Raw genomic sequence first — 25,513 nt, 5'->3', positions numbered from 1 at the left:
GCGACACCACCAAGGTCCACGCCGTCCTCGACACCGGCGACACCGCCCTGGAGACCCGAGCTCCCGGGCGGTGCCAAGTTCCAGTACCGCAAGCTGGAGGAGCGTCTGGAGGCCGCCGAAGAGCGGGCCCAGGAGGTGCGGCAGGCCGTGAACGGCGCGGGCCGCCAGGCACGAGTCGCGCTGGTGGCCTCCGGTACAGAAAGTCTCCGCGGGGAGAGCGCGGAGGAGGTGGTCAGACGGCTCCAGGACGAGTTCACCGACCTGCGACGCAGGATGCCTTCTGGCCCGGAACGGACCTATCGTCAGGAGTTGATCCTCGCCGCGCTGGTCAGGCTCACGCCGCAGCTGGAGGAGTTCGACATCGCTGCCGCGCTCGTCTCGGCCGACGGCGGTACTCGGCTGACCGCCTACGCCCGCCTGTACGCATGCCCGGAGGGTGAGTTCCTGCCCGCTCTGGTGGAGGCGGCAGCCGAGGAGGTTCTCCCGTTCGCCCAGTTCTGGGCATTGCACGCGATCGCTGCGGTGATCGACGCTGTCGGTCCGGACAGCGTCCAGCTGGCGACGGTGCGCCGCTTGCGCGCGTGCCTCGCACGGATCCCGCAGACTGCGGTGGACCGGATCCAATCGCTCCGTGCAATCCTCGGACGCTTGGAGGACGCGGTTGGCGGCCTTTGACCAAGCAGCATCGGATCAGCGAGGGAGCGAAGGCGTCGACTCTTGAGGACCCTCCCCGACACGCGCGCTGAGGTAGGGGCTCCAGTCGCGTTGGGCATGGCGGGCCCACTTCAGCGCCGTGTGGATGTGAAGGTCGAGGAGGTCCGCCAGGACTGGTGCGGGCAGTTCGGTGGCGAGGGCGATGAGGGCTGCGGTGCGGGTTCACAACCGGCTGGCCGCCGCCGGCCACCCGCTCACCGACACCCTCACCGACGCCGTCGTCCTCGGCCTGCGCCTCGCTGCCTCCCGGCGTGCTCACCCCGCCTTCGTCTAGCACGAGTTGGCGGCCGCACCAAACCGCCGTTCCAGCGGATCCTCTCCCTCACCCGCACCACCGGAGACCAGCCGTGCCCTGCCGAAGAAGACCCACCGCCCCGTCCCCTGCCCGTCCGAACCCCCTGAATGTGCCATGTCCGACCCGCTGCCGGGCGCCTCCGAGCCCGGGCCGATCCGCATCCCCGACGAGGACCTCGACGACCTCGTCAGCGCGCTCAACCGCACCATGGCCGAGGTCCGCCAGCACGGCGTGCTCCTGGACCGCCTCGGCTCCGAAGCCGACACCGAGCCCGACGCCGGGCCCGGCTCCGAGCAACCGAGCCCCGCCACCGAGGGCGAACCCGAGGCAGCCCCGCCCCTGTTCATCCTGGCGATGGGCGGCGCGCAGTACGCCGCCGAGCTGGCCGGGCTGGCGAACTGGGTCACCCACCTCCTGCTGCCCGCCTACGGCCGGGAGATCAGCTCCAACCGCCCCTGGTGCGCGCGCTGGTACGAGCACCCCGAGGCCGTTGCCCGCCTGCACGCCCTGTGGCTCGCGTGGCAGCAACTGACCGCCACCGAGGCCGGCCACACCGGGCCCTCCACGTGGCACAGCGACCACGCCCTCCTCCAACTCCGTTCCCCCGACGGACCGTTCGCCGCGTGCACCACCAGCCCGGCCCGGCCCGCCCATCGCCTCCTGTCCACCCCCGACCAGCTGGGACTCGCCGCATGAACACCGATCTCGACTTCGACGTCGACGGCCTGTCCCCCGCCGACGACCACTCCGACCACCTGTGGCGGTACACCTGGGAGAGCGACTACGACCTCCTGGCCCGGCACGACGTCGGCGAGCGCAGCTTCTTCCTCACCTTCGACACCGCCGCCACGTGGGACGTCAAGCGAGACCTGCCGAACATCGCCACGTTCGATGTCCAACGCGAACGGTCCCCGGGCACATTCGCGTTGGACAGCTTCACGCACGCCAACGTCGCGTTCGCGCGCAAGCGGCTCGCCGACCGCGGCTGCCCGCCCGAGGCGATGGAGCTGCGCACGCCCTACGGCCCGACCGACGAACTCACCACCCGGATCGAGGACCAGATCCACCGTTCCGGCGAGCGCTACGACCTCATCGAGGTCAAAGCGGCCGATGAGGACCCGGCCCGGTCACGTCCCCGCCCTTCTACGACCTCGACCGGATCACCGAATCGGCGAGCGCCCTGCGCACCGCCTACGCAGAGGGCAACACCGCCCTCCAGATGATCCGCCACGTCGTCGATGCCCGCGAACTCGCTGTCAAGGCCAAAGACGGACCCGACGCCGAGCGAGTACGGGCCGCCACCGCCCACACCTCGCAGGCACCCCGCCCCCTGGGGCTGCCCCGCAGACCAGCCCGCCCCACCGGCCGCCGCCTCTGCGGCCCAGCACGTGGCGAACCGGCGCTAGCCGCCGGTCAGTTCGCCTCCCGGTCGTGGTGGGCGCCCGGGTCGGACGGCGCCCACCACGCGGGCCAGTTCCTCCAGGGTCGGCTCCATCCGCTGACCGACCGCCAGTCGCGCTTCGACCACCTCGCCCTGCTCGGAACGGGTCCTGGCAGGCAGGGGGTCTTCAGCTTGCAAGCCGGCTGATCCGAACGGCGGGACAGAGGGACTCGGCTACCTCCCGATCGAACGGTTCGGTGCCGGGGGTGAGCATCGATGCGGCAGCTGCGGCTACCCCGAGCGCGCAGGCGTCGACCGGGTCGTCGCCTTCGGCCAGCCGGGTGACGATTGCGGCGATCATGCCGTCCCCGGCGCCGGCGTCGCTGAGCGGCTCTCCGGGTAGTGGCGGCGCGTGCAGTTCCATGTGCCCCTGACCGGTCGAGCACAGCGCGCCGAGTTCCCCGAGGGTGGTGATGGCGACCTCGGCTGCTCCGGCGGCGAGCAGCTGCTCGTTGACGGCGCGGGCGTCGTCGAAGCTCTGCACGGCCCGGCCGACGAGGTAGCTGGCTTCGCTGCGGTTGCATCTGCGCAGGTACACGGCCTCGTGCAGTGACTCGGGCAGAGCCGGTCCTGAGGTGTCCAGCAGCAGTCTGGACCCGGTTCCCCTGATCCGGCGGGCGACGGCCGTGTAGAAGTCGTCGAGCAGACCCTCGGGCAGGCTGCCGCTGGCCACAACGTACGGGTGAGTGCCGGCTGCCCGCTCGATCAGGTCCAGACAGCGCCGCCCCTCGTCGTCGTCGAGTCGCGGGCCGCGCGGCACGATGTGATAGCTGCGGTGTGACTCGGTTTCGAACAGCACGAACGCTTCGCGGGTTTCACCCGCGATCCCGAGGGCGAGGTGGTCGATGCCCTCCTCGTCCAGCAGCCGGTTCAGGCGCTGGCCGATCTCCTGGCCGGCGGTGTGGACGGCAGTCGCCCGTCCCCCGAACCGCGCCACGCCGCGGGCGACGTTGATCCCTCCGCCGCCGGCGGCCACATACCTGACCCGCGCGCGGGTCTTGCCGATGTCCACCAGGTGGTCGACGTCGCAGCAGATGTCAACCGTAGGGTTCATCGTGAGGGTGAGGACCGGGGGTGTGGTACTCAGGCCGGACATGCTGTCCATACTGGCGTGCGAGCCGGGATCGCGCGATCCGGAGTGCGCTCCCGTCGGCGGCGTGCTCTATTCACAGATCGCGTCCGCCCATGCCGCCGGTGTCCCGGTCGGGCTGTGCGGTCAACGCCCGAGCGATGATCCGGACCTCGCCCGCTTTCCGGTCGAGGCCGGAGATCGACTCGATCCCGGTGGCCCCGGACAGCTTCGCCGCCGTGAAACAGAACGTGGCCGTGGCCGAGCAGACCCGCACCACTCCATCGACACCGGTCTCCAGGCCCTCGCCCGGCTCGCCTTGGACCACGCCGACCTGTCGCTCGACGAGTTCGTTCGGAGGCGGCCGACCACCATCCCAGCGACGGCCACGACGACATGCCCGTCCTCGCCCTCCGCACCCCGTTCCACGAGCCGCCGAACCGGGAAGGGAACGCATCTCGAGCACCGGCTCCGCCAAGGCCGTACACGGTGGGCCGCCGGCGCCGCGTCCACCACGCGCCCTGTCCGGTGGTCCTCGTGCGTGGTGAGAGCGGCTGACAGTGAAGGTGGTCGAAAGACCCGCCCCCGATGCCCCAACCGGCCCTGTCGGCGCCGTGTCGGGGCGGAAATCCTGCTCTTATGGGACGTGTGTGACAGATGGGCCTGCGGGTGTGGGCGGAGTGCTGGACGTGGCCGGTCGGGCGAGGAGGTGCGGCAGGATGGTGCGGGTCGACACCCGCTCCGGCAGCCAGGGCCGTCCGTCCCTGGTCGGTGACGGAGGTGTGGTGCTGTGAGTACGACGACGACTCCCGCGGCCGAAGGCGCCGTGATCGGCAAGGACGGCCTGGCCACCCTGGTCGATCTGCTGCGGGCGCGCGGGTTCACGGTGGTCGGCCCGACCGTACGGGACGGCGCGATCGTGCTGGCCGAGTTGGAGTCCGCCGACCAGCTGCCCTACGGGTGGGGCGTCGAGCTCGAAGCCGGGCACTACCGGCTGCGCGAGCGGGAGGACGGCGCGGCCTTCGCCCATGCGGCCGGTCCGCAGTCGTGGAAGACGTTCCTGCACCCCGCCCGGGTACGCCAGTGGCGGGCCGAGCGCAGCGACGGACAGCTGGTGATCGAGGAGGACGACACCCCGCCGCCGCGCTTCGCTTTCCTCGGGGTCCGCCCGTGCGATCTGCGGGCCATCGCCGTTCAGGACCGGGTGCTGACCGGCGGGCGGCACCGTGACCCGGTGTACCAGGGGCGCCGGTCCGGGGCGTTCCTGGTGGCGGTCGAGTGCACCGAACCCGGCGCCACCTGCTTCTGTGCCTCGATGGGTACCGGGCCGGCGGCCGGACCCGGGTACGACCTGGCACTGACCGAGCTGGTCGACGCCGACGGCCACCGGTTCTGGATCCGCAGCGGCAGCCCGGAGGGCGCCGACATCCTCGCCGCACTCCCCACCAGCGCGGCCTCCGAAGCCGTCTGCGAGACCGCGCGCCAGGCTGTCGCCTCCGCCGCGGACCGAATGGGGCGCACCATGCCCGACACCGACCTGCGCCGGCTGATGGCCGGGACGCTGGACGCCCCCCGCTGGGACGACGTCGCCTCCCGCTGCCTGACCTGCGGCAACTGCACCATGGTGTGCCCCACCTGCTACTGCACCACCACCGAGGACGTCACCGACCTGACCGGGGACCACGCCGAGCGCTGGCGGGTCTGGGACGTCTGCTTCGACCTGGACTTCTCCCAGCTGCACGGTGGACCGGTCCGCCCTTCGGCGCGCAGCCGCTACCGGCAGTGGCTCACCCACAAACTCGGCACCTGGTACGACCAGTTCGGCTCCTCCGGGTGCGTCGGCTGCGGCCGCTGCATCGTGTGGTGCCCGGTCGCCATCGACATCACCGAGGAGGCCGCCGCTCTGCACGACTGGGCCGACCGCCCGGACGGCGAACCATGACCACCCTGCCACCGCTGCTCGACGCCCTCCCGGAGGCCCACCGGGACCGGCTGCTCGCGCTCGCCCACGACCGGGACTTCCCCGACGGCAGCAGGCTCTTCGATGAAGGCGGCCCGGCCGACCGCTTCTGGCTGGTCCGCTCCGGCGAGGTCGCCCTCGACGTCTACGTCCCGGGCCGTCCCGCGCCGGTGGTGGAGACCCTGGGAGCGGGGCAGCAGCTCGGCTGGTCGTGGATCTTCCCGCCGTACCGCTGGCACCTGGGGGCCCGGGCCGTCGGGCCGGTGCGGGCCTGGGAGCTCCCCGCCGCAGAGGTGCGCCAACTGTGCGCGGATGACCCGGAGTTCGGGTACACGCTGATGCGACACTGCGTCGAGGTGATCGCCGACCGCCTGCAGGCCACCCGGATCCGGCTGCTCGACCTCTACGCGCCGGTCGGAGGCGGCCCGCCATGACCACCACCGTGCCCGTGCCGTACCGGGTCACCGCCGCCACACCGGAGACCGCGGACACCGTCTCGCTCGAACTCGAGCCGATCGAGCGGGCCCTGCCGGCCTTCTCGCCCGGCCGGTTCGCCATGGTGTACGCCTTCGGCATCGGCGAGGTTCCGATCTCGGTCAGCGCCCTCCGGGGCCGTCTGGTGCTCACCGTCCGCGCGGTCGGCGCGGTCACCGGCGCGCTGTGCCAACTCCGGCCCGGTGACGCCGTGGGCCTGCGCGGCCCGTACGGCACCGGCTGGGACCTGGACGCGGCGGCCGACTCCGACCTGCTGGTGGTGGCCGGCGGCCTCGGCCTCGCCCCGCTGCGGCCAGTCGTGCACCAGGCGCTCGACCGCCCCGGCCGCTTCGGCTCACTGGCCGTGCTGGTCGGCGCCCGCAGCCCGGGCGAGCTGCTGTACCGCGCGGAACTGCCGCAGTGGCGGACCTCCGTCCAGGTCGAGGTGACCGTCGACCAGCCCGACCCGACCTGGCGGGGTACGGTCGGCGTCGTCACCGCGCTGCTGGACCGCATCGACCTGCGCCTCGACCGGACCCGCGCGTTGGTCTGCGGCCCCGAGGCGATGATCCGCCACACCGCGCGAGCACTACTCGCCCGAGGTCTGCCGGCGCGCCGCCTCCAGACGTCGCTGGAGCGGAACATGCGCTGCGGCACCGGCCACTGTGGCCACTGCCAGCTCGGGCCGCTGCTGCTCTGCCTGGACGGCCCGGTGATCGGCTACGAGCGCGCCGAGCCCCTGCTCGCCGTCAGGGAGTTGTGACATGCACGCCGACACCCGGCCCACCCTGGCGGTGTGGAAGTTCGCCTCCTGCGATGGCTGCCAGCTGACCCTGCTGGACTGCGAGGACGAACTGCTTGGCCTGGCCGACCAGGTGCGGATCTCACACTTCCTGGAAATGTCCGGTGCGGAGGACGGGCGTGAGCCGGCCACCCTGAACGGGATCGGGCCGTACGACCTCTCCCTGGTGGAGGGGTCGGTCACCACCGAGGAGGACGTACGGCGGATCCACCACATCCGGCGGATCTCCCGCCGCCTGGTGACCATCGGCGCCTGCGCGACCGCCGGCGGCGTCCAGGCGCTGCGCAACTTCGCGGACGTCGAGCAGTTCCGGGCCACCGTCTACGCCAGCCCCCAGTACATCGCCACCCTGGCCACCTCCACCCCGATCTCGGCCCATGTGCCGGTCGACTTCGAGCTGCGCGGCTGCCCGATCGACCGGCGCCAACTACTCGAAGTGATCACCGCGTTCCTGGCCGGACGAAAGCCGAACATCCCGGACCACAGCGTGTGCTTCGAGTGCAAGCGGCGCGGCAACACCTGCGTCACCGTCGCCCACGGGACCCCCTGCCTCGGGCCGGTCACCCACGCCGGATGCGGTGCCCTCTGCCCGACGTACGGCCGCGGCTGCTACGGCTGCTTCGGCCCGGTCGCCAACCCCAACCTGGTGGCGATGGTGCGCCAGCTGCGACAGGACGGCATGACCGGCCGGGACATCGTGAGGATCTTCCGCACCTTCAACGCGGCCTCTCCCGAGTACGCGCCGGTAGCCGAACTCGCCACCCAGGAGCCCCCAGAAGACCCCCACCCCCCGGAGACACCTCAGTGAACGAGCGAACCACCGGAAGGTGCGCGTTCGGCGAAGGCACCGGCGAGCGCGGCGAGGAGGGCGCATGAGCCATCGCGGACCGCGCGTCCTGCGGCTGGACGCGCTCGCCAGGGTGGAGGGTGAAGGCGCGCTGCGCCTGACCGTGAACGACGGTACGGTCGCCGAGGCGCGGCTGAAGATCTACGAGCCGCCGCGCTTCTTCGAAGCGTTCCTGGTCGGCCGCGGGCACTACGAACCCCCGGACATCACCTCCCGGATCTGCGGAATCTGCCCGGTCGCCTACCAGATGACCGCCTGCCAGGCGATCGAACGGGCCTGCGGGGTCACCATCGACGACCAACTGGCCGAGCTGCGCCGCCTGCTCTACTACGGCGAGTGGATCGAGAGCCAGTCCCTTCACATCCACCTCCTGCACGCCCCCGACTTCTTCGGATGCCCCAGCGCGGTCGAACTCGCCCGCGAGCAGCGGGAAGCCGTGGAGCGCGGCCTGCGGATCAAGCAGGCCGGCAACGCCGTCATGGAGCAGCTCGGCGGCCGGGCCATCCATCCGGTCAACGTCCGCATCGGCGGCTTCCACCGGGTGCCGGCCAGAGCCGAGCTCGCCCCGCTGGCCGAGCGGCTGCGCCGGATCCAGGAGGACGCCGTGGAGACCGTGCGCTGGGTGGCCGGCTTCGACTTCCCCGAAGCTTCCTGCGACTACGACCTGCTGGCGTTGCAGGACCCGGGCCGGTACGCCATCGACTCCGGCACCCCTGCCGCCATGGCCGCACCCGACTCCCCGGGTTCGGACCGAGCCGGACCGGTACGGCGCTTCGCGGTCGACGAGTTCGAGCAGCACGTGGTGGAACGCCAGGTCCCGCACTCCACCGCCCTGCAGTCCGAACTGGACGGCCGCCGCTACCTCACCGGGTCGCTGGCCCGGTACGCGATCGGCGGGCGCTGGCTGCACCCTCTGGCCGCCGAGGCCGCCCGAGCGGCGGGACTGGGCGACCCGGCCGCCGGTGCGGTCGTCCGCAACCCGTTCCGCAGCATCGTCGTCCGCGCCGTCGAGGTGGCGCACGCGGTGGCCGAGGCGCTGCGGATCATCGATGACTACGAGCCGCCGCCTCGCCCGTACGTCGAGCTGCCGCCACGCCCGGCGGCCGGCTGCGCCGCCACCGAGGCACCGCGCGGGCTGCTCTACCACCGCTACGCGATGGACGCGGACGGCGCGCTCACCCAGGCCCGGATCGTGCCGCCCACCGCCCAGAACCAGGCAGCCATCGAGGAGGACCTGCGCCGCGTGGTGCAGACCCGGCTGGACCGCCCGGGCGCGGCGGCGACCGACGAGGAGCTGACCGCGCTGTGCGAGCGGGCCATCCGCAACCACGACCCGTGCATCTCCTGCTCCGCCCACTTCCTCGACCTCACGGTGGAGCGGGCATGACCGGCCGGGTGGTGGTGATCGGCATGGGCAACCCGTTCCGCCGGGACGACGGCGTCGGCCCGGCCGTCATCGAGGCAGTGCGCACCCAGGTGCCCGCAGACACGGTGCTGACCGTCAGCGACGGCGAGCCCGTCCGGATACTCGACCTGTGGCACCGTCACGACCAAGTCGTGGTGGTCGAGGCGGTGCATGCGCACCCCGGGCAGCCCGGTCGACTGCTCACCTTGCGCGCCGATCAGGCCGAGCGGGCCGCGGTCGGCTCGGCCAGCACCCACGCGCTCGGCCTCGGCGAGACCTTCGCCCTGGCCGCCGCTCTCGACCGGATGCCCCGCGCCCTGGTGGTGCACGCGGTCGAGGGAGCCGACTTCACCCTGGGGGTCGGGCTCAGCCCCGCGGTCCGGACCGCACTGCCCGAACTGACCCGCCGGGTGGCCGACAGCATCCGCAAGGCGCATCGCACCCTCGGCCGTGCGGGCGGGGACACAGCCGACGGGGGACCGCACAAGCCGCCCTGACGACCTCGTCGACACCGTCGACGGGACGGCTCCGGGGCGCCGTATGAGCGAGTCGACGCCGGCCCGCCCGGACAGGGCTGCCGCCACGCCTCCGGCCGCCGGACCGATCGGCTACCTCGTCGCCGCGGCGTGCTTCGCGGTGGTCCTCGCCGCGATCGGGTGGGGTGTGTCCGTCATCGTCAGCCACCGCTGACCCGCGCCGGCGTCGTCCCCGAGCCGCGAAGGGCACCTCGCGCGGCCCTGACCCGCACCGCTTCGGCCGACGGTCCCCGCAGCGCGCCGACCGCCGCCCGCCCGGTCGGGCCGTCCGGTCCGTCCTCGGACGCGTGGCGGGGGCCACGCGGACCGGACGGGGTCCGCGCCGTGAGCGAGCCGCCGGGGGCCGGGGCACGTGCCGCCCGCGGTCGGAACCGGCTGCTACGGCGTGGGCCGGACCCTGCGGGGCATCAGGAAGTACGCGGCCACGGCCAGGGCGAGCGGCAGGAGGCTCGTGACCAGCATGGTGAGCCGCAGGCCGTCGGTGAAGTCCAGCCCGAGGTCCAGCCCGGCCTGCCGGAGCAGGTTCGGGTCGTACCCGACGGTGGCCGGACTCTGCGCCATCGCGCTTCGGGTCGCGTCCACGGCTTGGGCGGCCTGGGTCTCCGACAGGCCGCGCGCGTCGGCGTCGTTGAGCCACTGCCGTCGGAAGAAGAGGTTGAACAGCAGGAGGTAGACGGCGGGGCCGAGGGCGTAGCCGGTCATTCCGAACGCCGGCTGGACGGAGGCGACGGCACCGGACCGACCGGGCGGGGCGTGGGAGAGGATGGTCTCGGCCACCGAGGCCGAGGCCACCAGTGAGCCCAGGTTGGTGAGCCAGGTGGCCAGGACCAGGATCCACAGCGCCATCGTGGGCCCGGCGGTGACCGCCATCAGCAGCCCGCCCGCGACCAGCACCAGCATGCCGGTGATGAGGACCGGCCGGGGGGTGTACCTCCCGATCAGGCGCCCGGCGAGGACGACGGCGCCCGCCACCAGCAGCGCGCCGGGCAGATACAGCAGGCCGATCGTGCGTGGGGACAGCGTGAGGACCACACTGCCGAACTGCCCCAGGGCGAAGCTGAACCCCGCGGCGATGAAGTTCAGCGTCAGGCTGGCCAGCGCGGCCACGGTGAACGCGCTGCTGTGGAACAGCGACGGCTCCAGAACCGGCTCGGTGGCGCGCCGCTCGTGGAGTACGAACAGCACGCCGGCGATCGCACTGATCACCAGGGGCAGCCAGGCCTGGAGCCGGGTGATGCCGTTCTCCGCCTCGGCGATGCCGTGGACGAGGGTCAGCAGGCCCCACTGCACCGGGGGTGCGCCGGTCAGCGGGCGGTAGGCGACGTCAGGGCGGGGGTGGTAGCGGCGGGCCTGGGCACCGAGCGGGAATGCGCCCCAGCCGGCGCCTACCAGGGTCAGGATCTCGTTCAGCGTGCCGCCGGTCGGGCCGGGCGGGATCGGCATACCGGCCGGTGTCCGCGTCGGGTTGCGGTCGGTGCGGAAGGACTTCGTTACGGCGGGCGGCAGTTGGACGAGCGGCAGCTCGGCCAGGTGCTCCGCAGTGACGGCCTCGGCCTGCGCGAGCGGGTGGCCGGCGGGCAGGGTACGGCGAGATGTGGGCCAGGTCTTCGGGGCGATGAGGCGGCCTCCCTCCTGGAGCCGGCGGACGATCTTGGCTTTGCCCGGGGATTTGTGGAACATGACGGCGTTCTCTGAGTCACTGATCGACCGGCTTGCCCTCGCCGACGTGTATGGACAGCACCACGTGGCAGAAGCGGCAGTGCCCTCTCTTCAGCGGCATCCCGTCCCGGCCACACCGGGTGCAGCGCCCGGCGGGCAGCTCGTGATGACGGTCCTCGATCGAAAATTCCCGGTGCCGCTCTCGTTCCCCAATGGGTTGGGCCGTTCAACGGTCTGAGGCACCGGCGGCTTCTTCCTCGTCCAGGGCCTGGTCGCGATGGCACGCGCCTCCCCGTATACAGAACACTGGTTCTGCTAGAGTCTGCTGCAAGCAGAACGATGACTCTTTTTGTGAGGGGTGGGATGTGCCTCGGCTCACCGACGCGCGAAAAGAACTCCGGCGCACCCAGATCACCGACGCCGCCGTCCGCTGCTTCAGCCGCAACGGTCTGGAGCGGACCTCGATCGCCGACATCACCGCCGAGTCCGGCCTGTCGACCGGCTCGATCTACGCGCACTACCGCAACAAGGCCGACCTGGTCCGCGCCGCCGCCCGCGAGATGCTCCATCGACGCGCCGACACCATCGGCGAGTACGCCGCGGCCGACGTCCCGCCCGACCCCGACGAACTGCTCTCCCGGCTGACCGCCGCGATCGACCCCGTCCAGGCCCGGGTCGGCGTGCAGACCTGGAGCGAAGCGACCACCGACCCGGCCGTCCACGACATCGTCGTCGACGCGACCGACCGGATGCGCGCGATGCTGCACGACTGCGTCACGGCCTGGCTCGTCAAGGTCGAGCACCACGAACCGGACCCGGCCCGGGAGCGCGCCACCCCGATCGCCCACCGGATCATGGCGCTCTACCAGGCCGAACTGCTCTACACCGCCCTGCGAACACCGCATGAGGAGACCGCGCCGTGACCACCCCGACCGCTCCGTTAGGAGCCCGCCCCGTCTGCCGGATCGGCTACGGCGCACTACAGCTCGAGCGCCTGCACGACCGCCGCGACGAGGCCGTCGTCCTGCTGCGCCGCGCAGTCGAGCTGGGCGTCGACCACGTGGACACCGCCGAGTTCTACGGCTTCGGATTCGCCAACGACGTGATCCGCGAGGCTCTGCGCCCCGAGGACGACGTCTTGGTCGTCACGAAGGTTGGGGCCGACCCCAACCCCGGCGGGCACCTGCCGCTGCGTCTGGCGCAGCGTCCCGAGCAGCTGCGCGCCAGCGTCGAGGACAACCTGCGGAGCCTCGGCGTCGACCGGCTTGCCGTCGTCAACCTGCGCCGCCTGGACACTGGCCCCGGGCTACGCCCCGAGGGGGACCAGATCATCGACCTCGACGACCAGCTCGCGGTGATGACCGCCCTGCGCGACGAGGGCAAGATCGGCGAGATCGGCTTGAGCAGCGTCACCCTCGACGGCCTGCGCCGCGCCCTGCCCGCCGGCGTCGTCTGCGTGCAGAACGCCTACAGCCTCGTCTCCCGCGACGACGAGGACCTGTTGCGGCTGTGCGCGGCCGAGGGCATCGCCTGGGTTCCGTTCTTCCCCCTCGGCGGGGCCTTCCCCGGCCTGCCCAAAGCGACCGACGAGCCAGCGGTGCACGCCGTGGCCGAGTCCCTGGACGTCACGCCCTCCCAGGTCGGGCTCGCCTGGCTGCTGCACCACTCCCCGAACGTGCTGCTCATCCCCGGCACCGCCGACCTCGCCCACCTGGAGGCGAACGTCGCGGTCGGCGAGATCACCCTCGACGCCGCGACCCTCGCCACCCTCGACGGCATCCGGTCCCGCTCCAACGACGTCCCCATCGGCTGACCGGAACCGACGCGGCCCAGGCGGCGACTACGCCCTTCGCTGGCCGCCTTGACCAACCGACGGGCCACGACAGGAATCCCCCTCCATCAGGCACCAAGGACGGATCATGAAGGCCATCATCTATCGCGACACCGGTACCCCCGACGTCCTCCGGTTCGTCGACCGCGACCTCCCCGAGCCCGGCCCCGGCGAGGTCCGCGTACGGGTCGCCGTGTCCGGTGTCAATCCGACCGACTGGCAAGCGCGTTCCGGTGCCGGCCACCCCAAGCACTTCCCCGAGATCACCCCGCACCTCGACGGCGCCGGCACGATCGACGCCGTCGGTGCGGGTGTCGACCAGAGCCGGGTCGGTCAGCGGGTCTGGCTGTTCATGGCCGCCGCCGGGCGGCCCACCGGCACCGCCGCCGAATTCACCGTCGTGCCGGCCGAACAGGCCGTTCCGCTGCCCGACGAGGCCGGCTTCGACGTCGGCGCCTCACTCGGCGTCCCCGCGCTGACCGCGCACCGCGCGCTCACAGTCGCCGAGGACGGGCCGCGCCGGCTGCGGCCCGGGGCACTCGACGGGAAGGTGGTGCTCGCCGCGGGCGGGGCCGGAGCAGTCGGACACGCGGTGATCCAGCTCTCCCGATGGGCCGGCGCCACCGTGATCAGCACGGTCAGCAGCGCGGAGAAAGCCCGGCTGGCCGCCGCCACCGGAGCCCACCACGTGATCAACTACCGCGAGGGCGACCCGGCCGCCGAGATCCGCAGGATAGCCGCGGACGGCGTCGACATCATTGCCGAGGTCGCGCTCGGCGCGAACCTCGCACTGGACCTGGCCGTGCTGCGAACACGCGGCACGATCTCGACCTACGCCAACGACGGCGGCAAGCCGGTCGAACTGGACGTACTGCAGAACATGGTGCTCAACGCACGCTTCCAGTTCCTGGTCCTCTACTTGGCCGGTCCGGAAGCACGCGCCGCGGCCGCCCAGGACGTCGCCGCGGCAGTGCGCGACGGCGCGCTGCCGGTCGGAGAGGAGCACGGCCTGCCGCTGATCCGCTTTCCCCTCGACCGCACCGCCGACGCGCACCGCACGGTTGAGAGCCGCTCGGTCGGCAAAGTCCTGGTGGACATCGCTTCTTGACCCTCAGTGCCGGCCGGATGCAGGTCAGGGCTGCAACGCGCCTTGCGTGTTGTTGCACGTTACACCGGCCGGTCCCTGACGTTGCGTCAGCGGTTGGTGACCTGTGACAGCGAGGCGGACGGCATGCCACTCAAGTTGGACCGAACGCAAGCGTGACAGCGAAATTGGATCACGACTGGGCAGGGGGCCCAACGCCATTTGTCTCAACGAAGTTGATCGTTCTCCCTCGAAGTTGACCGGCGCTGGTGACGGCCGACTGGTGACTGCTACAGAACGGAAACAGTGGTCCGGTATGCCTGCACAGGCGAGGTGCCGTTGGGCATTCTTCAGGACGACGCTCTGACCGTTCACCGCTGCCGCACCGAGCCTCTAGGAGTTCGCCGATGCACGACCAACAGGACGGCCCGCCCGCCGAGCCGCCGCAGAGCGTGCCCCCGCCGCCGGCCTTTCCCCCGCCTTCCCCGGGTGATGTGTCGCCGCAGCCCGTTCATGCCCGGGCTGAGGGCTATCCGCAGCCGGACCCGGGGCAGTGGTATCCGCAGGAGCCCGGCCCCGGCTCACCGGCCATCCCGCGAAGCTCCCGTCGCATCAGCCTGTGGGTCGCGCTCGGCGTGGTCGGAGCACTCCTCCTGGGCGGCGGAGCCTACGCGCTGACATCTTCCGGTGACAGTGCCCGGCCCGCGGCTGTACCGGGCGCACTTGCCATGCCGGGTGGCTCGGCGGGCAGTGCCGGCACGGGTTCGTCGGCGACCGCCGGGAGTCTGGGCGGGCAGCCGCCCGTCGCTGGGAACCAGCCCTCGTCGCAGCTCCACCTACCGGACTCGTTCATGGGAATGGCCCGCAACGACCACAGCAACATGGCAAAGCTGATACGGCAAGAGAGTCAGGCGCTGGCGGCCCGATACCCGGATGTGCACTCCACCACCACGGCGTACGTGGGCGGCACGTTCGACGAGAACTACGTCACCGTGATGGCGTTTGAGAAGGACAGCGCCATCTCCGACCAGGGACGCAGCCAGATCCTGGCGGGTATCTGGCGTCCGGCCAACGCGCCGGGCATGACCGTGGTTCACGGACAGGTCAGCAACGTCGATCCCGGCTCGCTCGGTGGGACATTGCAGTGCGCCGAGACGTACACCAAGACAGCAACCACGGACGCTTTCGGCAACAGCGTGTACAGCACCACCCAGTGCGCGTGGGTAGACGTCAACACCGTTGCAGTGATCGGCATTTCGGATGCAGTTTCCGGGCAGGATGTCACCAAGGGCGCGGAGATCGCCCGGGAGTTCCGCGCCGCGGCCGAGTCCCGGCGATAGCCCGCGTTCCAGCCCTGCGGCACTGTGTCCGACGGCAGCGGTCCGTTCCTCCGCGGCCAGATCAGGCGATGTGACCAAGGCCCGAGACATCATCGGGCGGCAACCCAGCGGTCCAACATCGGCGAGACAACCGCCGGCCAGTCAAACTCCGCTGAGACCGGTGAAGCTTCGCTGCGACGGGTCCTTCACCGCCGGCACGCTGTCCAACCTCGGGCGACAGGTGCGCAACCCAAGCGCGTTGCTCCGAAACTCGGGTGATTCAACTTCGCTGTCACGCAGCACCGCCGCCCCGAGGACACGACCGACCAAGACTTCCACATCCAGGACCACGTGGACTGGCCGGTGGCGCAGCGGTGCGAGGAACTCTTCGGCCTGCTCCTCGCCGGGCGCCTGGACCAGAAGGTGCCCGCGATCGTCTACGACCCGCGGGTGCTGCTCATGCTGAGCCAGGCGTACGGGCCCGAGTGTTCAGTCGTGCTGGCGGTGGAGCACCGGCTCGCCCTGCACATCCATGCCGACCCGGACGCCGTCCGCCGCCGGGAGTCGGGTCCGAGAGCACGACGGGATGGAACGACGGCTCGTCGCAGTACTAGGCTGACCGGGTGTCGGCCAGCTCCCAGCGTGAAGTGAGACGAGCAAGCCCGTACTCCACGGGTGGTGGCGGGACCGTACTGGAACACCGTTACGGCGCCCTGCTGTTGAGCCATCTGCTGACTGGCGATCCGCTCACCGAGCTCGGAGACGACGTCACGCTGCACGAGGTCGCCTTCCAGGCGAGCGCTGTCAGCGCGGTGGACGACTTCGTGGTGACCGGCTTCGCGCCGGACGGTAGCAAGCGCACGGTGTCGATCGGCGTGCGGCGCGATCCCTCCTTCGTCCCCAGTGACACCGCCTCGGTCGAGCTGATCGGGTCCTACCTCCGTGTCCTGCGCGACCAGGCGCCCCAGGTGGCCTCGGGGCGGTGGCAACTCGGTCTGACCGTCTCCGGTTCCAACGCTCATGTGAAGGAGATCGCGGAACTGGCGACTATCGCCCGGGACGTCGCGGACGAACGGGCCTTCCGTTCGGCAGTGGCGTTCCCGGGACGGACCAACCAGGCCAATCGGCGCCGACTTGAGTACCTTGACGAGGTCGTCGCCGCCGCTGCACGCGCTGTCGGCATTGACACCGCGTCAGGGGCCGGGGCCGCCGGGCTGACCTGGCGTTTCCTCAGTGCGCTCAGAGTGCGGGAGCTCCGCATGGAAGGCGTCGACCAGAGCGACCGTACGCATGCCGTCGCTCGGCTCCGGCACGTCACGTCAGCCGGCACGGCGGAGGCAGCGGACGCCCTGTTCAGCCGCTTGGCCGAGTTGGCGGGCCGCTACGCTCCTGCGGCCGCCAGCAAGGACGCGGCTTCGCTGCGCCGTGACCTGGTCGGCGTACCCCTGGCCCGAATTCCCGGCCCGGCCGGACTTTCCAGCCCGGCCCGAAATCCCCGGCCGCGCAACGGCCGGAAGGAGATCCCGAGCGGACCGGCGCCGACAGCAGCCCCGGAACCCTCCGCCGGCGGCCCCCTCGTACACGCCGGTCCCGTCGTACGGTCGGACTATCTCGCTCAGGTCCGGCGCATCGCCCCGGCAGAGCTGCGCGGCCGCGAGCAGGAACTGGCAGACATGGTCGAGTTCTGCACGAGTCAGGACGCGGCACAGGCGGCACGGTCATACCTGTGGTGGCGGGCCGAGGCATGGGCCGGAAAGTCCGCCCTGCTGTCCTCCTTCGTCCTCGCACCTCCGGCGGGTGTCCGGGTGGTGTCGTTCTTCATCACCGCCCGCCTGGCCGGCCAGGGCGACCGGATCGCCTTCGCCGATGTCGTCCTCGAACAGCTGCTGGAAATCCTCGGTGCTCCCATGCCGACCCTGCTGACCGACGCCACTCGCGACGCGCACCTGCTGGGTGCCCTTGAACGGGCAGCCGACCTGTGTCGCGCGAGGGGCGAACGGCTCGTCCTCGTGGTGGACGGGCTGGACGAGGACCAGGGAGTGACCGCAGGCCCCGACGCGCACAGCATCGCGGCGATGCTCCCGGCCCGACCACCGGCCGGAATGCGCGTGATCGTGGCAGGACGACCCAACCCGCCGATACCCACCGACGTCCCCGACGACCACCCGCTGCGACGCAGCGACATCGCCCGGCGCCTGAGGGTGTCACCGCATGCCGCGGTGGTCCGCCAGGACGCCGAGCGCGAGCTCAAGCGGCTGCTGAGGGGGAGCCCGACGGAACAGGACCTGCTGGGCCTGCTCACCGCGAGCGGCGGCGGTCTCTCCGGGGCCGACCTGGCGGACCTTACCGGACTGGCGGCCTGGGAGGTCGAGGAGTGCCTGGGGGCGGTGTCCGGCCGGACCTTCGCGCCCCGCGCCGCGCGGTGGCAACGCGGGACCGTCGTCTACGTCCTCGGCCACGAAGAACTGCAGCAACAGGCGGCAGGGCTGCTCGGCGCCGCCAGGCTGGGCGCGTACCGGGACCGTCTGCACGCCTGGGCGGACGGGTACCGCCGTCGACGGTGGCCGGTTGACACTCCCGAGTACCTGCTGCGCGGGTACTTCCGGTTGCTGCTCAGCACCGGCGACCTCACCCGGACCCTGGCGTGTGCGACGGACCCGGGCCGCCATGACCGAATGCTCGACATCATCGGCGGTGACACGGTCGCCCTGGCCGAGATCACCGCAGCCCAGGAGGCCGTGGCCGGACACGCGGTTCCCGACCTGCTGTCACTGAGCCGACTCGCCGTCCACCGGACCGTGCTCACCGACCGCAACGTCGACATTCCCGCCAACCTCCCGGGCGTCTGGGCGCAGCTCGGTCAGCACAGCCGAGCCGAGGCCCTGGCGCGCTCAATCACCGATCCGGCCCGGCGGGTCCAGGCGCTCGCCGCCGTGGCGCGAGAGGCGGCCGGAAGCGGAGACCTCCGAGGAGCCGGCATCCTCACCGACCACGCCGAACAGCTCGTCGCAGCGATCACCGACCCCCACCGGCAGGCGGTGGCCGTCGCCGCGGTCGCACGTGCGGCCGCCGCGTCCGGCGACCGGCACCGCGCTCTCCTGCTGGCCTCCCGCGCCGAGGCGACGGCCCGGTCGACGGCCGACGAGACCCGGCACGCCCACACGCTCGTCGCGGCTGCCCGCGCATTCGCTGCCGCCGGCGACGACCGTACGGCCCAGCGGGTCGCGACATCCGTCACCACCTGGTCCGAGCGGGCCCAGGCACTCGGCGTGGTCGCCGTGGAGGTTGCCAACTCCGGGCAGTGGCAACGCGGCCGGGGGCTGGCCCGCTCCGTCGCCAGCCGATCCGAGCGGGCCCAGGTGCTCACCACCATCGCCAGGGCGGCGAGCGCCACGGGCCACCACCGGGCGGCACGGCAGCTCATCACCGAAGCCGAGGCGATCGCCCACGCGATCCGCAACCCGGCGCGGAAGGCGTGGATTCTCATCGGTGTCGCCCATGCCCTGTCCGCCTGCCGCGAGCGTGACAGGGCACTGGACCTGCTGGACCTCGCGGAACGGCTCGCCCGGCCGCTGACCCGGTCATCCGACCGGGACGCGACACTGTCGGCCCTCGCCCGGGTCCTGGCCACGGTCGGTGACCCGGACCGGGCGATGGCTCTCGCGCGCTCCGTCGCGAACCCCGCACGGCAGGCCAGGGCCCTCGCCGACGTCGCCTCCGGGCTGGTGGCCGATGGTCAGGACGGGCACGCCACGGCGGTGGCGCGCGAGGCCGAGGGCGTCGCCCGGTCGCACAGCCGCCCGGTCCGCCGCAGCAGCGACCTTTCCGCCCTGTCGAAGGCGGCAGCCACCGATGGCGGCTTCGACCAGGCAGCAGCCCTCGCGTACGCCATCCCCGAACCGCCACAGCGCGACCGTGCCCTGACGGTGATCACCCAGGCCCTGGCGACCACGGGGGACCTGGACCGGGCCGTGGCCGTTGCCGACACGATCAGTGATCCGACCCAGCAGGACAAGGCGCTGCTGCTCGTCGTGCGTGCGGCCGTCGCAGCTGCCGACCTCGCCCGAGCCGTACGGATCGCGGATGCCATCCGGGGGACCGAGGAGCGCGAGAAGGCCTTGGGCGCCATCCCGACGGTTCCGGTCGACAACCGGAGCACGGGGCACGCGACTTCGGCCACTGCCCCGGACGGCAGCACATCCCTGCCTGCGCAGGAGGCCACGCCTGCCGACCCGGTGGACGACGGCGCCGAACCGATCCGGGCCGGAACGATCCGGGCCGAACTGATCCAGGCTGAACAGAGCGCCCGGGAGATCAGCCACCCCTACCAGCAGGCCAAGGCCCTGATCGCCGTGGCGCGCAGGGCGGAGGCGGCAGCCGAACCCGAGCAGGCCGAACGCAGCATCGGCGCGATCACCCATCCACAACTGCGTGCCGGCGGCTTCGCGGCACTCGCCGTGACGGTAGCCGGCAACGGCGATGCCGCACGGAGCAGGAGGCTCCTCGGACAGGCCGAGCTGGCAGCCGACTCGATCACCAAGACCCCCTACCGGGAGCAGGCCATCAGCGAGATCGCCCGTACCTGCGCGCAGGTGGGCGACCTGCCGCGGGCCGAGGAACTCGCCCGGTCCATCACTACCGAGCCGCTGCGGGCGACCGCCCTGGCCGACGTCGCGTCGGTGATCTCCGCAGCCGGCGCGCCCGACCGAGCCGCGTCGATCATCCACACCATCGACCAACCGCGGACGAGAGCCAGGGCGCTCGCCGAGACCGTCCGGACCTGCCTCGACCTGGGCGACCCGGAGCAGGCTGAGCACCTGGCCCGGCTCATCCTCGAACCCCGCCCCCAAGCCGAGGCGCTGGCAGCCATCGCCCATCACCTCGCCAAGGCAGGCGAACCGGGTCGCGCCGAGCAGCTTGCGCGGTCGATCGCGGACCCGTCCGAGCAGGCCCGCACACTCGCCGCCATGGCCCCCGACCTCCCACCCGCCGACGGCCGCCGCGTCCTGGCCCACGCCCTGATCATCGGGCACTGGCAGCTGTGCCTGCCGACGCTGCTCCGCCTCGAACCCGGTGCGCTCGGAGTCCTCTCCGAGGAACTGCTGGACTCCACCGACCGGACCGACCCGGCGTGAACGCCCGCCGACCGGACGTCGAGGTGAGCACCGGGCCGGGGCGTTCGACCGGCGTACGAGGGCGTGGCCTGGGGGCCGGTGGCGCTGTCGGTAGGATCCCCGGAACCGGAGCTGAGTGCAGTCCGTGAGGCCCGCTCACCGAGCGGCCGGGGAATCGTGACCGACCCAGTGGAGGACGACGGCTACCCGGATCGGGTTCAAGCTCCCGACCCGGGCCGCGGGTGCGTTCCTTTCCGGGTGTTGACGGTCCGCCGGGGCGGGTGGCCGGCGCCTACCGACCGTGTTGCTCGGCACCTCGGCGAACCAGGCAGCTATTCAGCAGTGCTATCCGGTGCAGGAACCGTCGTCTTGGCGGTCTCGTGCTTGGAGCCTTTCTTCGGAGGACGCTCCGGGGAGGGCGATGGTGTGGTGGCGGTCGGCAAGGGCTCGGGCAGTTGGGTGGGTGAGGCCGAGGGCGGGCAACTCGGCGACGGCGCTGCGGGGGAAGAGGAGATGTCAGGGGTCGGCCGTACCGGCGCCGGCGCCGTCGGGTGCGAGCCGCCTCTGTCCCCGCTCGTCGACGGGCCGAGAAGATTGCCCGCTGCCTCGACCGCGCCGCCGCAGGCGAGCAGCACCGCAGCCAGTACGGACAGCCCGACAGAGGCACGCAGTGCCCGGGGCACGGGGGTACTCGGGTCGGAGGCCATGCTCAGTCGACGTATTCCTGGGCGACCTGGACGTACTCGAAGCCCTTGACATCGGTGGCGATCTGCATCTGACCTGTCTGCGACGAGGCGATCAGGGTGTTGAGCAGGCCGGAGATCGCCCCGCTCAGTGCCGACTCGGTGTCCGTGCCGTCGGCGATGAACAGCGCCTTGGTCGCCACCACCTGCAGCACACCCCGCTCGGCACCGCCGAAGCCGTATGCGATCACGTGTGGGTAGCGGGGCCGGTTCCGGTCCACCAGCTCGCGGAAGGACTTCCGCCAGTTCGCGTCGGTCGGACCGCCGTCGGTCAGGAAGAAGACCGTGGGCCGCAGCACGCTGTAGTGCTGCGCCCGCAGGCTGCTGACGTCCTGCTCGATGCACTCCCGCAACCGGTCGAAGGTCTTGCCGTAGTCCGTGCGCCCGCCGCAGATCACTTCAGGCATGTTCGGCACCTGTTCCATGTCCGACATCGGGATCACCACGTGCACGTCGGTGGAGAAGGCGATGACGCTGACCCGGGCGAACTCCGAGACACGCGGATTCGTCGCCAGGTTGTAGTGCAAGCGCGAGAGGGTCGCGTTGAGCACCGCCTCATGCGGCTTCATCGACGAGGACGCGTCGATCACCACGTAGGTGGGCAGGCAGAGTGACATGGGTGCACCTCTGAGCTAGTGGTTGGAGGCGATGCTGATGACGATGAGCAGGATCACGGCGAAGGCGAACGCCCAGATCCACCGGGCGTTCCAGGTGGTCGCAGGATCCTTCTTCTTCTCGGTGGTGCGCGTGACGACGGTGCCCTCGGCCACGGTGCCCGACTTGGCGGTGCCCGTGTCCGCGGTGCCCGTCTCCGCGGCGCCCGTGCCGGCGGGGGGCTGCGGTACCGTCTGCGACGCGGGCAGCGGGGGCAGCGGGGGCAGTGCGCTGCGGGTGGGGCGTGGCACGGTCCTGAGGTAGGGGCCGTTGTTCAGTGCCTGGTTCAACTGGACAGCTGTGGGCCGTCGTTCACGCTCGGTCGCGAACAGCATGTCCAGCAGCACCTCGGAGAGGGCAGGCTGCTCCGGCCAGGGCGAGAGGGAGACGCTGTGGAAGGCGCGCGCATCGCGCTGGCCGGTCAGGCACTTGGCGACGAGCAGGCCGAGCCGGTAGCGGTCGGTGCAGTGGTCCGCGTCGGAGCCCGGCGGCGTGAGCGGGTCGGCCCAGTTCGGCTGGTGAATGTCGGGCATCTTCTGCGGCTGACAGCCGTCCACGTCGATGAGGTAGACGGAACGCCGGTCAGGACTCCAGAAGGCGTTGGAGAACGACCAGTCCGAGTAGACCAGGCCCAGAGCCTCCAGGATCGCGGCGAGCTCGGTCAGCCGGCGGCAGGCCTCCAGTCGGTCCCCGAAGGCGGGGCGCGGCAGGCCGACGCCCCGGATCGACTCGTCGGACTTCGCCAGCCAGTCGATCTCGAGGAACCGGCGCTCGCTGAACTTTCCGCGCCGCAGCTCGGCACGGTAGTGCTCGGGCGCCATCGGGATCACGCATCCGACGGCCGGATTGCCGGGCCCGTGGATCCGGGCCGCTGGCCAGCACGTTCCGGCGTACAGGGTCGCCCGCTCCGACTCCGGCAGGGTGTCCGGGGCCGAGATCAACAGGTCGATGCGCTGGGCGTCCTCCGGGTGCGGGTCCGGCCGGTAGAGCTTGGCGAGCCAGCCCGGATGGTCCGTCAACGGCCGTACGGCGACGGCCTGACCGTTGTGCTCGGAGATCGGCTCGGCGAGCGGTCCGAGATCGCCGAGGCCCACGGCCCGCGGCAATGGCCAGCCCCGCGGATCGACCGCCGGGACGCTGCCGTCGGCGACGGGATTGAGATCGGTCATGCCCCCCTGCCGTTCCACACCACGACGGCGGTGCGATCGTCGAGGCACTGCGGTGCGTCGAAGCCGACGTCGGCGGTGAACCGGGTGGCAGGGACAGGAGAGCGCCAGGCGTTCGCGAAGTACTCGTTGACGTTGCCCGCCGGGTCCGCCCACGCGTCGCCGATCCCGTCCGTCACCAGCGCCAGGGCTGCACCGGGGGCCAGCGTGACGTAGCCGTCCAGGGCCAGGTGCGGCGTGTCCGGCAGGCGGCCGGCGACCTCGTTCGAGACCACCGGGCCCTCACGGTCCTTGGCCTGGCCCGCGGAGAACTGCCACCGCGGGACGCGCGGGTCGAGTGTCCAGGCCGAACTGTCACCGAGCCACCCGACCCACGCCCGGGCGGTGCCGCTCGCGTCCGGCTCGGCGATCACCGCGGTGATCAGCACGGTGGCCAGGTGCGCGGTGCCGACGCCGCGTCCGGCCGCCTGCCCGGCGATCGATTCCGCGACCCGCCCGTACAACTCCTTGACGTCGAGCCGGTCGAAGTCACCTGCCTCGATCTGCTCGCGCAGCAGGGTGACTGCCTGGCTCGAGGCCGTGGTGGCCCCGGTGTCGGACCACGCGGCACTGGACAGGCCGTCGGCCACGGCCACGATCGCGTACCGGCTGTCCCGGGTGCGCCCGATCCGGTAGGAATCCTGTCGTGGCCCGGCGGGCTGGTCACAGCGGTGGCCGGGCCCGACCACGGAGGCCGCGCGGATGGTGAGGGCTCCGACCGTGGCTTCGTCCGCGGCGATCCCGTTCTGCACCGTGCGCTCGGGCAGCAGCCAGGGGAAGCCCTGGGCCCGCGCACCGTCACCGAAGCGGGGAACGATCGGGTCGGTGGGCCGCTCGCGCAGGAACGGCCGGGGCTTCGCCGGCTGGGCCGTCGGCGCGGATGGTCCTGCGACGTAGCGGCAGGCCGGCACCGTTGCATCGGGCCCGGGCTCCCGGTCGAGCCGGTTCCGCTGCCCGGCCGGCACCGCGGCGAGCTCGGACCCCAGCGCGGCCGCCGCACCGACGACACCCACCGCCGCGAGCGCGAACACGTCCACCAGCCAGCCGTAGTGCCGGTGTGGCGAGCCGACCTCGACGAAGGCCCCGACGGTCACGGCGACGAGCAACCCCGCCCGCACCCAGCCGTCCATCAGGCTGTCCGGCCGACTGTCGCCCCCGCTCATCGGCCGTCCCCGGAATCGCGGGACCTCGGCCCGCCGGCGAAGTGCTGGTTGCCGTGCTGCACCGCGAACACCTCACCCGAACCGGTGGCGGAGTTGACCTGGACCGCGACATCCGGCTGTCGTGGTATCCGCAGCGACGCCAGGGCCATGACGTCCTGGGCGAGGCCCGGGTTCCGGTGGAGCAACTGGACCAGGGCGTCGGTCCAGTAGCTCACGGCCTCGCCGTCGACCACTCCCCTCGTGGTGGTCGACGGCAGCTCCAACGCGGCGGACAGTTCCCTGCGGCGGCCTCCGTGGGCCCGGGCGACGACGCCGCTCATCAGCCGTTTGGCCTCCGTCCAGAGGTCGGTGCCCATCGCGGCGACCAGAGCGGTGGCTCCGCTCGCGGCCAGCTCGGCGAGTTCCTCGTTCATCGACGCTTCAGCCCCGTTCGTTGTATCGGATGTGCTGGTCACCGCGGCCGACGGCGAACACCGTGCCGTTCCCGGTGGCCCGGACGAGTTGCTCCACGGTCCGAGGCCCGGCTTCCGTCGGCCGTTTCCCGGCTTCAGCGGGCCGCCCGCCGGAGCCGGGTTCCCGGCCGGAGCCGCCGTACGGCCCCACCGGGCTGCCCGGGTACCAGAGCCAGGCCCGCGCGGAGTACTCCTTGACCACGACCTCGGCCGCGGTGAAGGCACCGGTTTCGAGCCCCTCGTAGCCGTGCCCGACCGTCTCCTCGTAGTAGTGCTGCGAAAGAATCGCCGCCAGCGGGGCGCCGTCCGGACCGGCCACGGCCGCACGCCGCAGCGGGGTCGAATCCAGCAGCCGGGCGAGCGCCTCGAACGGAGTGCCGGAGACGGTGCCGTCCGGATCGAACCGGACCTCCCCCGCGTGCACGGCCGCCCGTACCCGCAACCGAGTGTCCGGGCCGGCCTGCCGGTTGTGCTCGCGGATCCGCGCACTCAACTCCGGCAGCAGCGGGACCAGCAGTCCGGCCTTGGGCAGCCCGGCCGGAGCGACCAGCCGGCAGCCGTCGCCGGTGTCCACGTACGAGACGTCCCGCCGGTCCAACTCCGCGAGGTCGAGGGCACCGGACAGCGCGGATCGCAGCGCACTGCGGATCTCCTGCAGCCGCTGCTGCCCGCGGCCTGCGGAACCCGCGATGTCGCACGCCAGCAGGGCTCGGTATTCGTACTTCGGATTCACGTTCCCTCCGCTT

General features: G+C 71.9%; 24 protein-coding genes. 16 read left to right on the top strand and 8 right to left on the bottom strand.

Going from position 1 to position 25,513, the window contains the following annotated elements; genetic code table 11:
• The first annotated feature begins 147 nt into the window (after positions 1-147).
• The 3 genes from HS99_RS43885 (at position 148) to HS99_RS01680 (ending at position 2,232) form a co-directional block, all read left to right on the top strand.
• Entirely contained in the window at positions 148-675 is a 528-nt protein-coding gene (locus tag HS99_RS43885; RefSeq protein WP_157881899.1) for a hypothetical protein, read from the top strand.
• Positions 676-1,123: 448 nt separating this feature from the next.
• Positions 1,124-1,705 (top strand): DUF4913 domain-containing protein, encoded by a 582-nt coding sequence (locus tag HS99_RS01685; protein ID WP_030557689.1) that lies wholly within the window; start codon positions 1,124-1,126, stop codon positions 1,703-1,705.
• The gene (locus HS99_RS01680; RefSeq protein WP_030557688.1) at positions 1,702-2,232 is read left to right on the top strand and encodes a hypothetical protein; all 531 of its coding nucleotides are present in this window, start codon (positions 1,702-1,704) and stop codon (positions 2,230-2,232) included. The genes HS99_RS01685 and HS99_RS01680 overlap by 4 nt, the downstream gene beginning before the upstream one ends.
• A gap of 345 nt (positions 2,233-2,577) precedes the next feature.
• Here the strand turns inward: HS99_RS01680 and HS99_RS01675 are convergent, their stop codons facing one another.
• Together HS99_RS01675 and HS99_RS44465 are read right to left on the bottom strand one after the other, a co-directional pair.
• The gene (locus HS99_RS01675) at positions 2,578-3,546 is read right to left on the bottom strand and encodes a 1-phosphofructokinase family hexose kinase (protein ID WP_043481575.1); all 969 of its coding nucleotides are present in this window, start codon (positions 3,544-3,546) and stop codon (positions 2,578-2,580) included.
• 70 nt (positions 3,547-3,616) lie between these two features.
• Positions 3,617-3,847, bottom strand: coding sequence for a hypothetical protein (locus HS99_RS44465; RefSeq protein WP_030557685.1), 231 nt, complete (start codon positions 3,845-3,847; stop codon positions 3,617-3,619).
• Positions 3,848-4,309: 462 nt separating this feature from the next.
• On the opposite strand from HS99_RS44465, the gene HS99_RS01665 reads away from it, so the two are divergent.
• The 7 genes from HS99_RS01665 to HS99_RS44460 all read left to right on the top strand — a co-directional run bounded on the left by HS99_RS01665 (position 4,310) and on the right by HS99_RS44460 (position 9,697).
• Complete coding sequence (locus HS99_RS01665) at positions 4,310-5,461, top strand: 4Fe-4S dicluster domain-containing protein (protein ID WP_030285954.1); 1,152 nt, start codon at positions 4,310-4,312, stop codon at positions 5,459-5,461.
• The gene (locus tag HS99_RS01660) at positions 5,458-5,913 is read left to right on the top strand and encodes a Crp/Fnr family transcriptional regulator (RefSeq protein ID WP_030285956.1); all 456 of its coding nucleotides are present in this window, start codon (positions 5,458-5,460) and stop codon (positions 5,911-5,913) included. The genes HS99_RS01665 and HS99_RS01660 overlap by 4 nt, the downstream gene beginning before the upstream one ends.
• Entirely contained in the window at positions 5,910-6,716 is an 807-nt protein-coding gene (locus HS99_RS01655) for an FAD/NAD(P)-binding protein (RefSeq protein WP_030285958.1), read from the top strand. The genes HS99_RS01660 and HS99_RS01655 overlap by 4 nt, the downstream gene beginning before the upstream one ends.
• Position 6,717: 1 nt before the next feature.
• Complete coding sequence (locus HS99_RS01650) at positions 6,718-7,563, top strand: NADH-quinone oxidoreductase subunit B family protein (protein WP_050367026.1); 846 nt, start codon at positions 6,718-6,720, stop codon at positions 7,561-7,563.
• 64 nt (positions 7,564-7,627) lie between these two features.
• On the top strand, positions 7,628-8,989 hold the full coding sequence (locus tag HS99_RS01645; RefSeq protein ID WP_030557684.1) for a Ni/Fe hydrogenase subunit alpha: 1,362 nt from the start codon (positions 7,628-7,630) through the stop codon (positions 8,987-8,989).
• Positions 8,986-9,504, top strand: a complete 519-nt coding sequence (locus tag HS99_RS01640) for a hydrogenase maturation protease (protein WP_046387080.1) — start codon at positions 8,986-8,988, stop codon at positions 9,502-9,504. Before HS99_RS01645 ends, HS99_RS01640 begins: the two co-directional genes overlap by 4 nt.
• A gap of 43 nt (positions 9,505-9,547) precedes the next feature.
• Positions 9,548-9,697, top strand: a complete 150-nt coding sequence (locus tag HS99_RS44460) for a hypothetical protein (RefSeq protein WP_157881910.1) — start codon at positions 9,548-9,550, stop codon at positions 9,695-9,697.
• Between the two features lie 224 nt (positions 9,698-9,921).
• Here HS99_RS44460 and HS99_RS01635 read toward each other — a convergent pair whose 3' ends face one another.
• Positions 9,922-11,223, bottom strand: coding sequence for an MFS transporter (locus HS99_RS01635; protein ID WP_050367025.1), 1,302 nt, complete (start codon positions 11,221-11,223; stop codon positions 9,922-9,924).
• Between the two features lie 344 nt (positions 11,224-11,567).
• Between HS99_RS01635 and HS99_RS01630 the strand changes: the two genes are divergently transcribed.
• The 6 genes from HS99_RS01630 to HS99_RS01605 all read left to right on the top strand — a co-directional run bounded on the left by HS99_RS01630 (position 11,568) and on the right by HS99_RS01605 (position 20,571).
• The gene (locus HS99_RS01630; RefSeq protein ID WP_050367024.1) at positions 11,568-12,125 is read left to right on the top strand and encodes a TetR/AcrR family transcriptional regulator; all 558 of its coding nucleotides are present in this window, start codon (positions 11,568-11,570) and stop codon (positions 12,123-12,125) included.
• Positions 12,122-13,015 (top strand): aldo/keto reductase, encoded by an 894-nt coding sequence (locus tag HS99_RS01625; protein WP_030557682.1) that lies wholly within the window; start codon positions 12,122-12,124, stop codon positions 13,013-13,015. Before HS99_RS01630 ends, HS99_RS01625 begins: the two co-directional genes overlap by 4 nt.
• A 106-nt stretch (positions 13,016-13,121) precedes the next feature.
• On the top strand, positions 13,122-14,141 hold the full coding sequence (locus tag HS99_RS01620) for an NADPH:quinone reductase (protein ID WP_030557681.1): 1,020 nt from the start codon (positions 13,122-13,124) through the stop codon (positions 14,139-14,141).
• A gap of 383 nt (positions 14,142-14,524) precedes the next feature.
• Entirely contained in the window at positions 14,525-15,457 is a 933-nt protein-coding gene (locus HS99_RS43880) for a hypothetical protein (RefSeq protein WP_141763635.1), read from the top strand.
• 330 nt (positions 15,458-15,787) lie between these two features.
• Positions 15,788-16,087 carry a hypothetical protein gene (locus HS99_RS01610; protein WP_030285975.1) on the top strand — a complete coding sequence of 100 codons (300 nt, stop codon included), beginning with the start codon at positions 15,788-15,790 and terminating at the stop codon, positions 16,085-16,087.
• Positions 16,084-20,571, top strand: coding sequence for a hypothetical protein (locus HS99_RS01605; RefSeq protein ID WP_141763634.1), 4,488 nt, complete (start codon positions 16,084-16,086; stop codon positions 20,569-20,571). Before HS99_RS01610 ends, HS99_RS01605 begins: the two co-directional genes overlap by 4 nt.
• A gap of 688 nt (positions 20,572-21,259) precedes the next feature.
• Here the strand turns inward: HS99_RS01605 and HS99_RS01600 are convergent.
• From HS99_RS01600 to HS99_RS01580, 5 genes are read right to left on the bottom strand one after another with little or no spacing between them, the layout of a single operon-like run.
• Positions 21,260-21,910 carry a vWA domain-containing protein gene (locus HS99_RS01600; protein ID WP_030285979.1) on the bottom strand — a complete coding sequence of 217 codons (651 nt, stop codon included), beginning with the start codon at positions 21,908-21,910 and terminating at the stop codon, positions 21,260-21,262.
• A gap of 15 nt (positions 21,911-21,925) precedes the next feature.
• Positions 21,926-23,116, bottom strand: a complete 1,191-nt coding sequence (locus tag HS99_RS01595) for a protein kinase family protein (protein ID WP_030557676.1) — start codon at positions 23,114-23,116, stop codon at positions 21,926-21,928.
• Positions 23,113-24,315, bottom strand: coding sequence for a protein phosphatase 2C domain-containing protein (locus HS99_RS01590; protein WP_094743066.1), 1,203 nt, complete (start codon positions 24,313-24,315; stop codon positions 23,113-23,115). The genes HS99_RS01595 and HS99_RS01590 overlap by 4 nt, the downstream gene beginning before the upstream one ends.
• On the bottom strand, positions 24,312-24,728 hold the full coding sequence (locus HS99_RS01585; protein WP_030285985.1) for a hypothetical protein: 417 nt from the start codon (positions 24,726-24,728) through the stop codon (positions 24,312-24,314). Before HS99_RS01585 ends, HS99_RS01590 begins: the two co-directional genes overlap by 4 nt.
• A 7-nt stretch (positions 24,729-24,735) precedes the next feature.
• Positions 24,736-25,500, bottom strand: coding sequence for a hypothetical protein (locus tag HS99_RS01580; protein ID WP_030285987.1), 765 nt, complete (start codon positions 25,498-25,500; stop codon positions 24,736-24,738).
• Positions 25,501-25,513: the final 13 nt, after the last annotated feature.

The organism is Kitasatospora aureofaciens (assembly GCF_001188955.3).
Lineage (GTDB): Bacteria > Actinomycetota > Actinomycetes > Streptomycetales > Streptomycetaceae > Kitasatospora > Kitasatospora aureofaciens.
The sequence above is the reverse complement of the archived record's forward strand: the minus strand, read 5'-3'. Positions and strand labels throughout refer to the sequence as shown.

Bases quoted from the DNA above. Each gene is read 5' to 3' on its own strand.
- HS99_RS01685 (WP_030557689.1), top strand. From the start codon at position 1,124: ATGTCCGACCCGCTGCCGGGCGCCTCCGAGCCCGGGCCGATCCGCATC.
- HS99_RS01680 (WP_030557688.1), top strand. From the start codon at position 1,702: ATGAACACCGATCTCGACTTCGACGTCGACGGCCTGTCCCCCGCCGAC.
- HS99_RS01675 (WP_043481575.1), bottom strand. From the start codon at position 3,546: ATGTCCGGCCTGAGTACCACACCCCCGGTCCTCACCCTCACGATGAAC.
- HS99_RS01660 (WP_030285956.1), top strand. From the start codon at position 5,458: ATGACCACCCTGCCACCGCTGCTCGACGCCCTCCCGGAGGCCCACCGG.
- HS99_RS01655 (WP_030285958.1), top strand. From the start codon at position 5,910: ATGACCACCACCGTGCCCGTGCCGTACCGGGTCACCGCCGCCACACCG.
- HS99_RS01650 (WP_050367026.1), top strand. From the start codon at position 6,718: ATGCACGCCGACACCCGGCCCACCCTGGCGGTGTGGAAGTTCGCCTCC.
- HS99_RS01645 (WP_030557684.1), top strand. From the start codon at position 7,628: ATGAGCCATCGCGGACCGCGCGTCCTGCGGCTGGACGCGCTCGCCAGG.
- HS99_RS01640 (WP_046387080.1), top strand. From the start codon at position 8,986: ATGACCGGCCGGGTGGTGGTGATCGGCATGGGCAACCCGTTCCGCCGG.
- HS99_RS44460 (WP_157881910.1), top strand. From the start codon at position 9,548: ATGAGCGAGTCGACGCCGGCCCGCCCGGACAGGGCTGCCGCCACGCCT.
- HS99_RS01635 (WP_050367025.1), bottom strand. From the start codon at position 11,223: ATGTTCCACAAATCCCCGGGCAAAGCCAAGATCGTCCGCCGGCTCCAG.
- HS99_RS01620 (WP_030557681.1), top strand. From the start codon at position 13,122: ATGAAGGCCATCATCTATCGCGACACCGGTACCCCCGACGTCCTCCGG.
- HS99_RS43880 (WP_141763635.1), top strand. From the start codon at position 14,525: ATGCACGACCAACAGGACGGCCCGCCCGCCGAGCCGCCGCAGAGCGTG.
- HS99_RS01600 (WP_030285979.1), bottom strand. From the start codon at position 21,910: ATGTCACTCTGCCTGCCCACCTACGTGGTGATCGACGCGTCCTCGTCG.
- HS99_RS01595 (WP_030557676.1), bottom strand. From the start codon at position 23,116: ATGACCGATCTCAATCCCGTCGCCGACGGCAGCGTCCCGGCGGTCGAT.
- HS99_RS01590 (WP_094743066.1), bottom strand. From the start codon at position 24,315: ATGAGCGGGGGCGACAGTCGGCCGGACAGCCTGATGGACGGCTGGGTG.
- HS99_RS01585 (WP_030285985.1), bottom strand. From the start codon at position 24,728: ATGAACGAGGAACTCGCCGAGCTGGCCGCGAGCGGAGCCACCGCTCTG.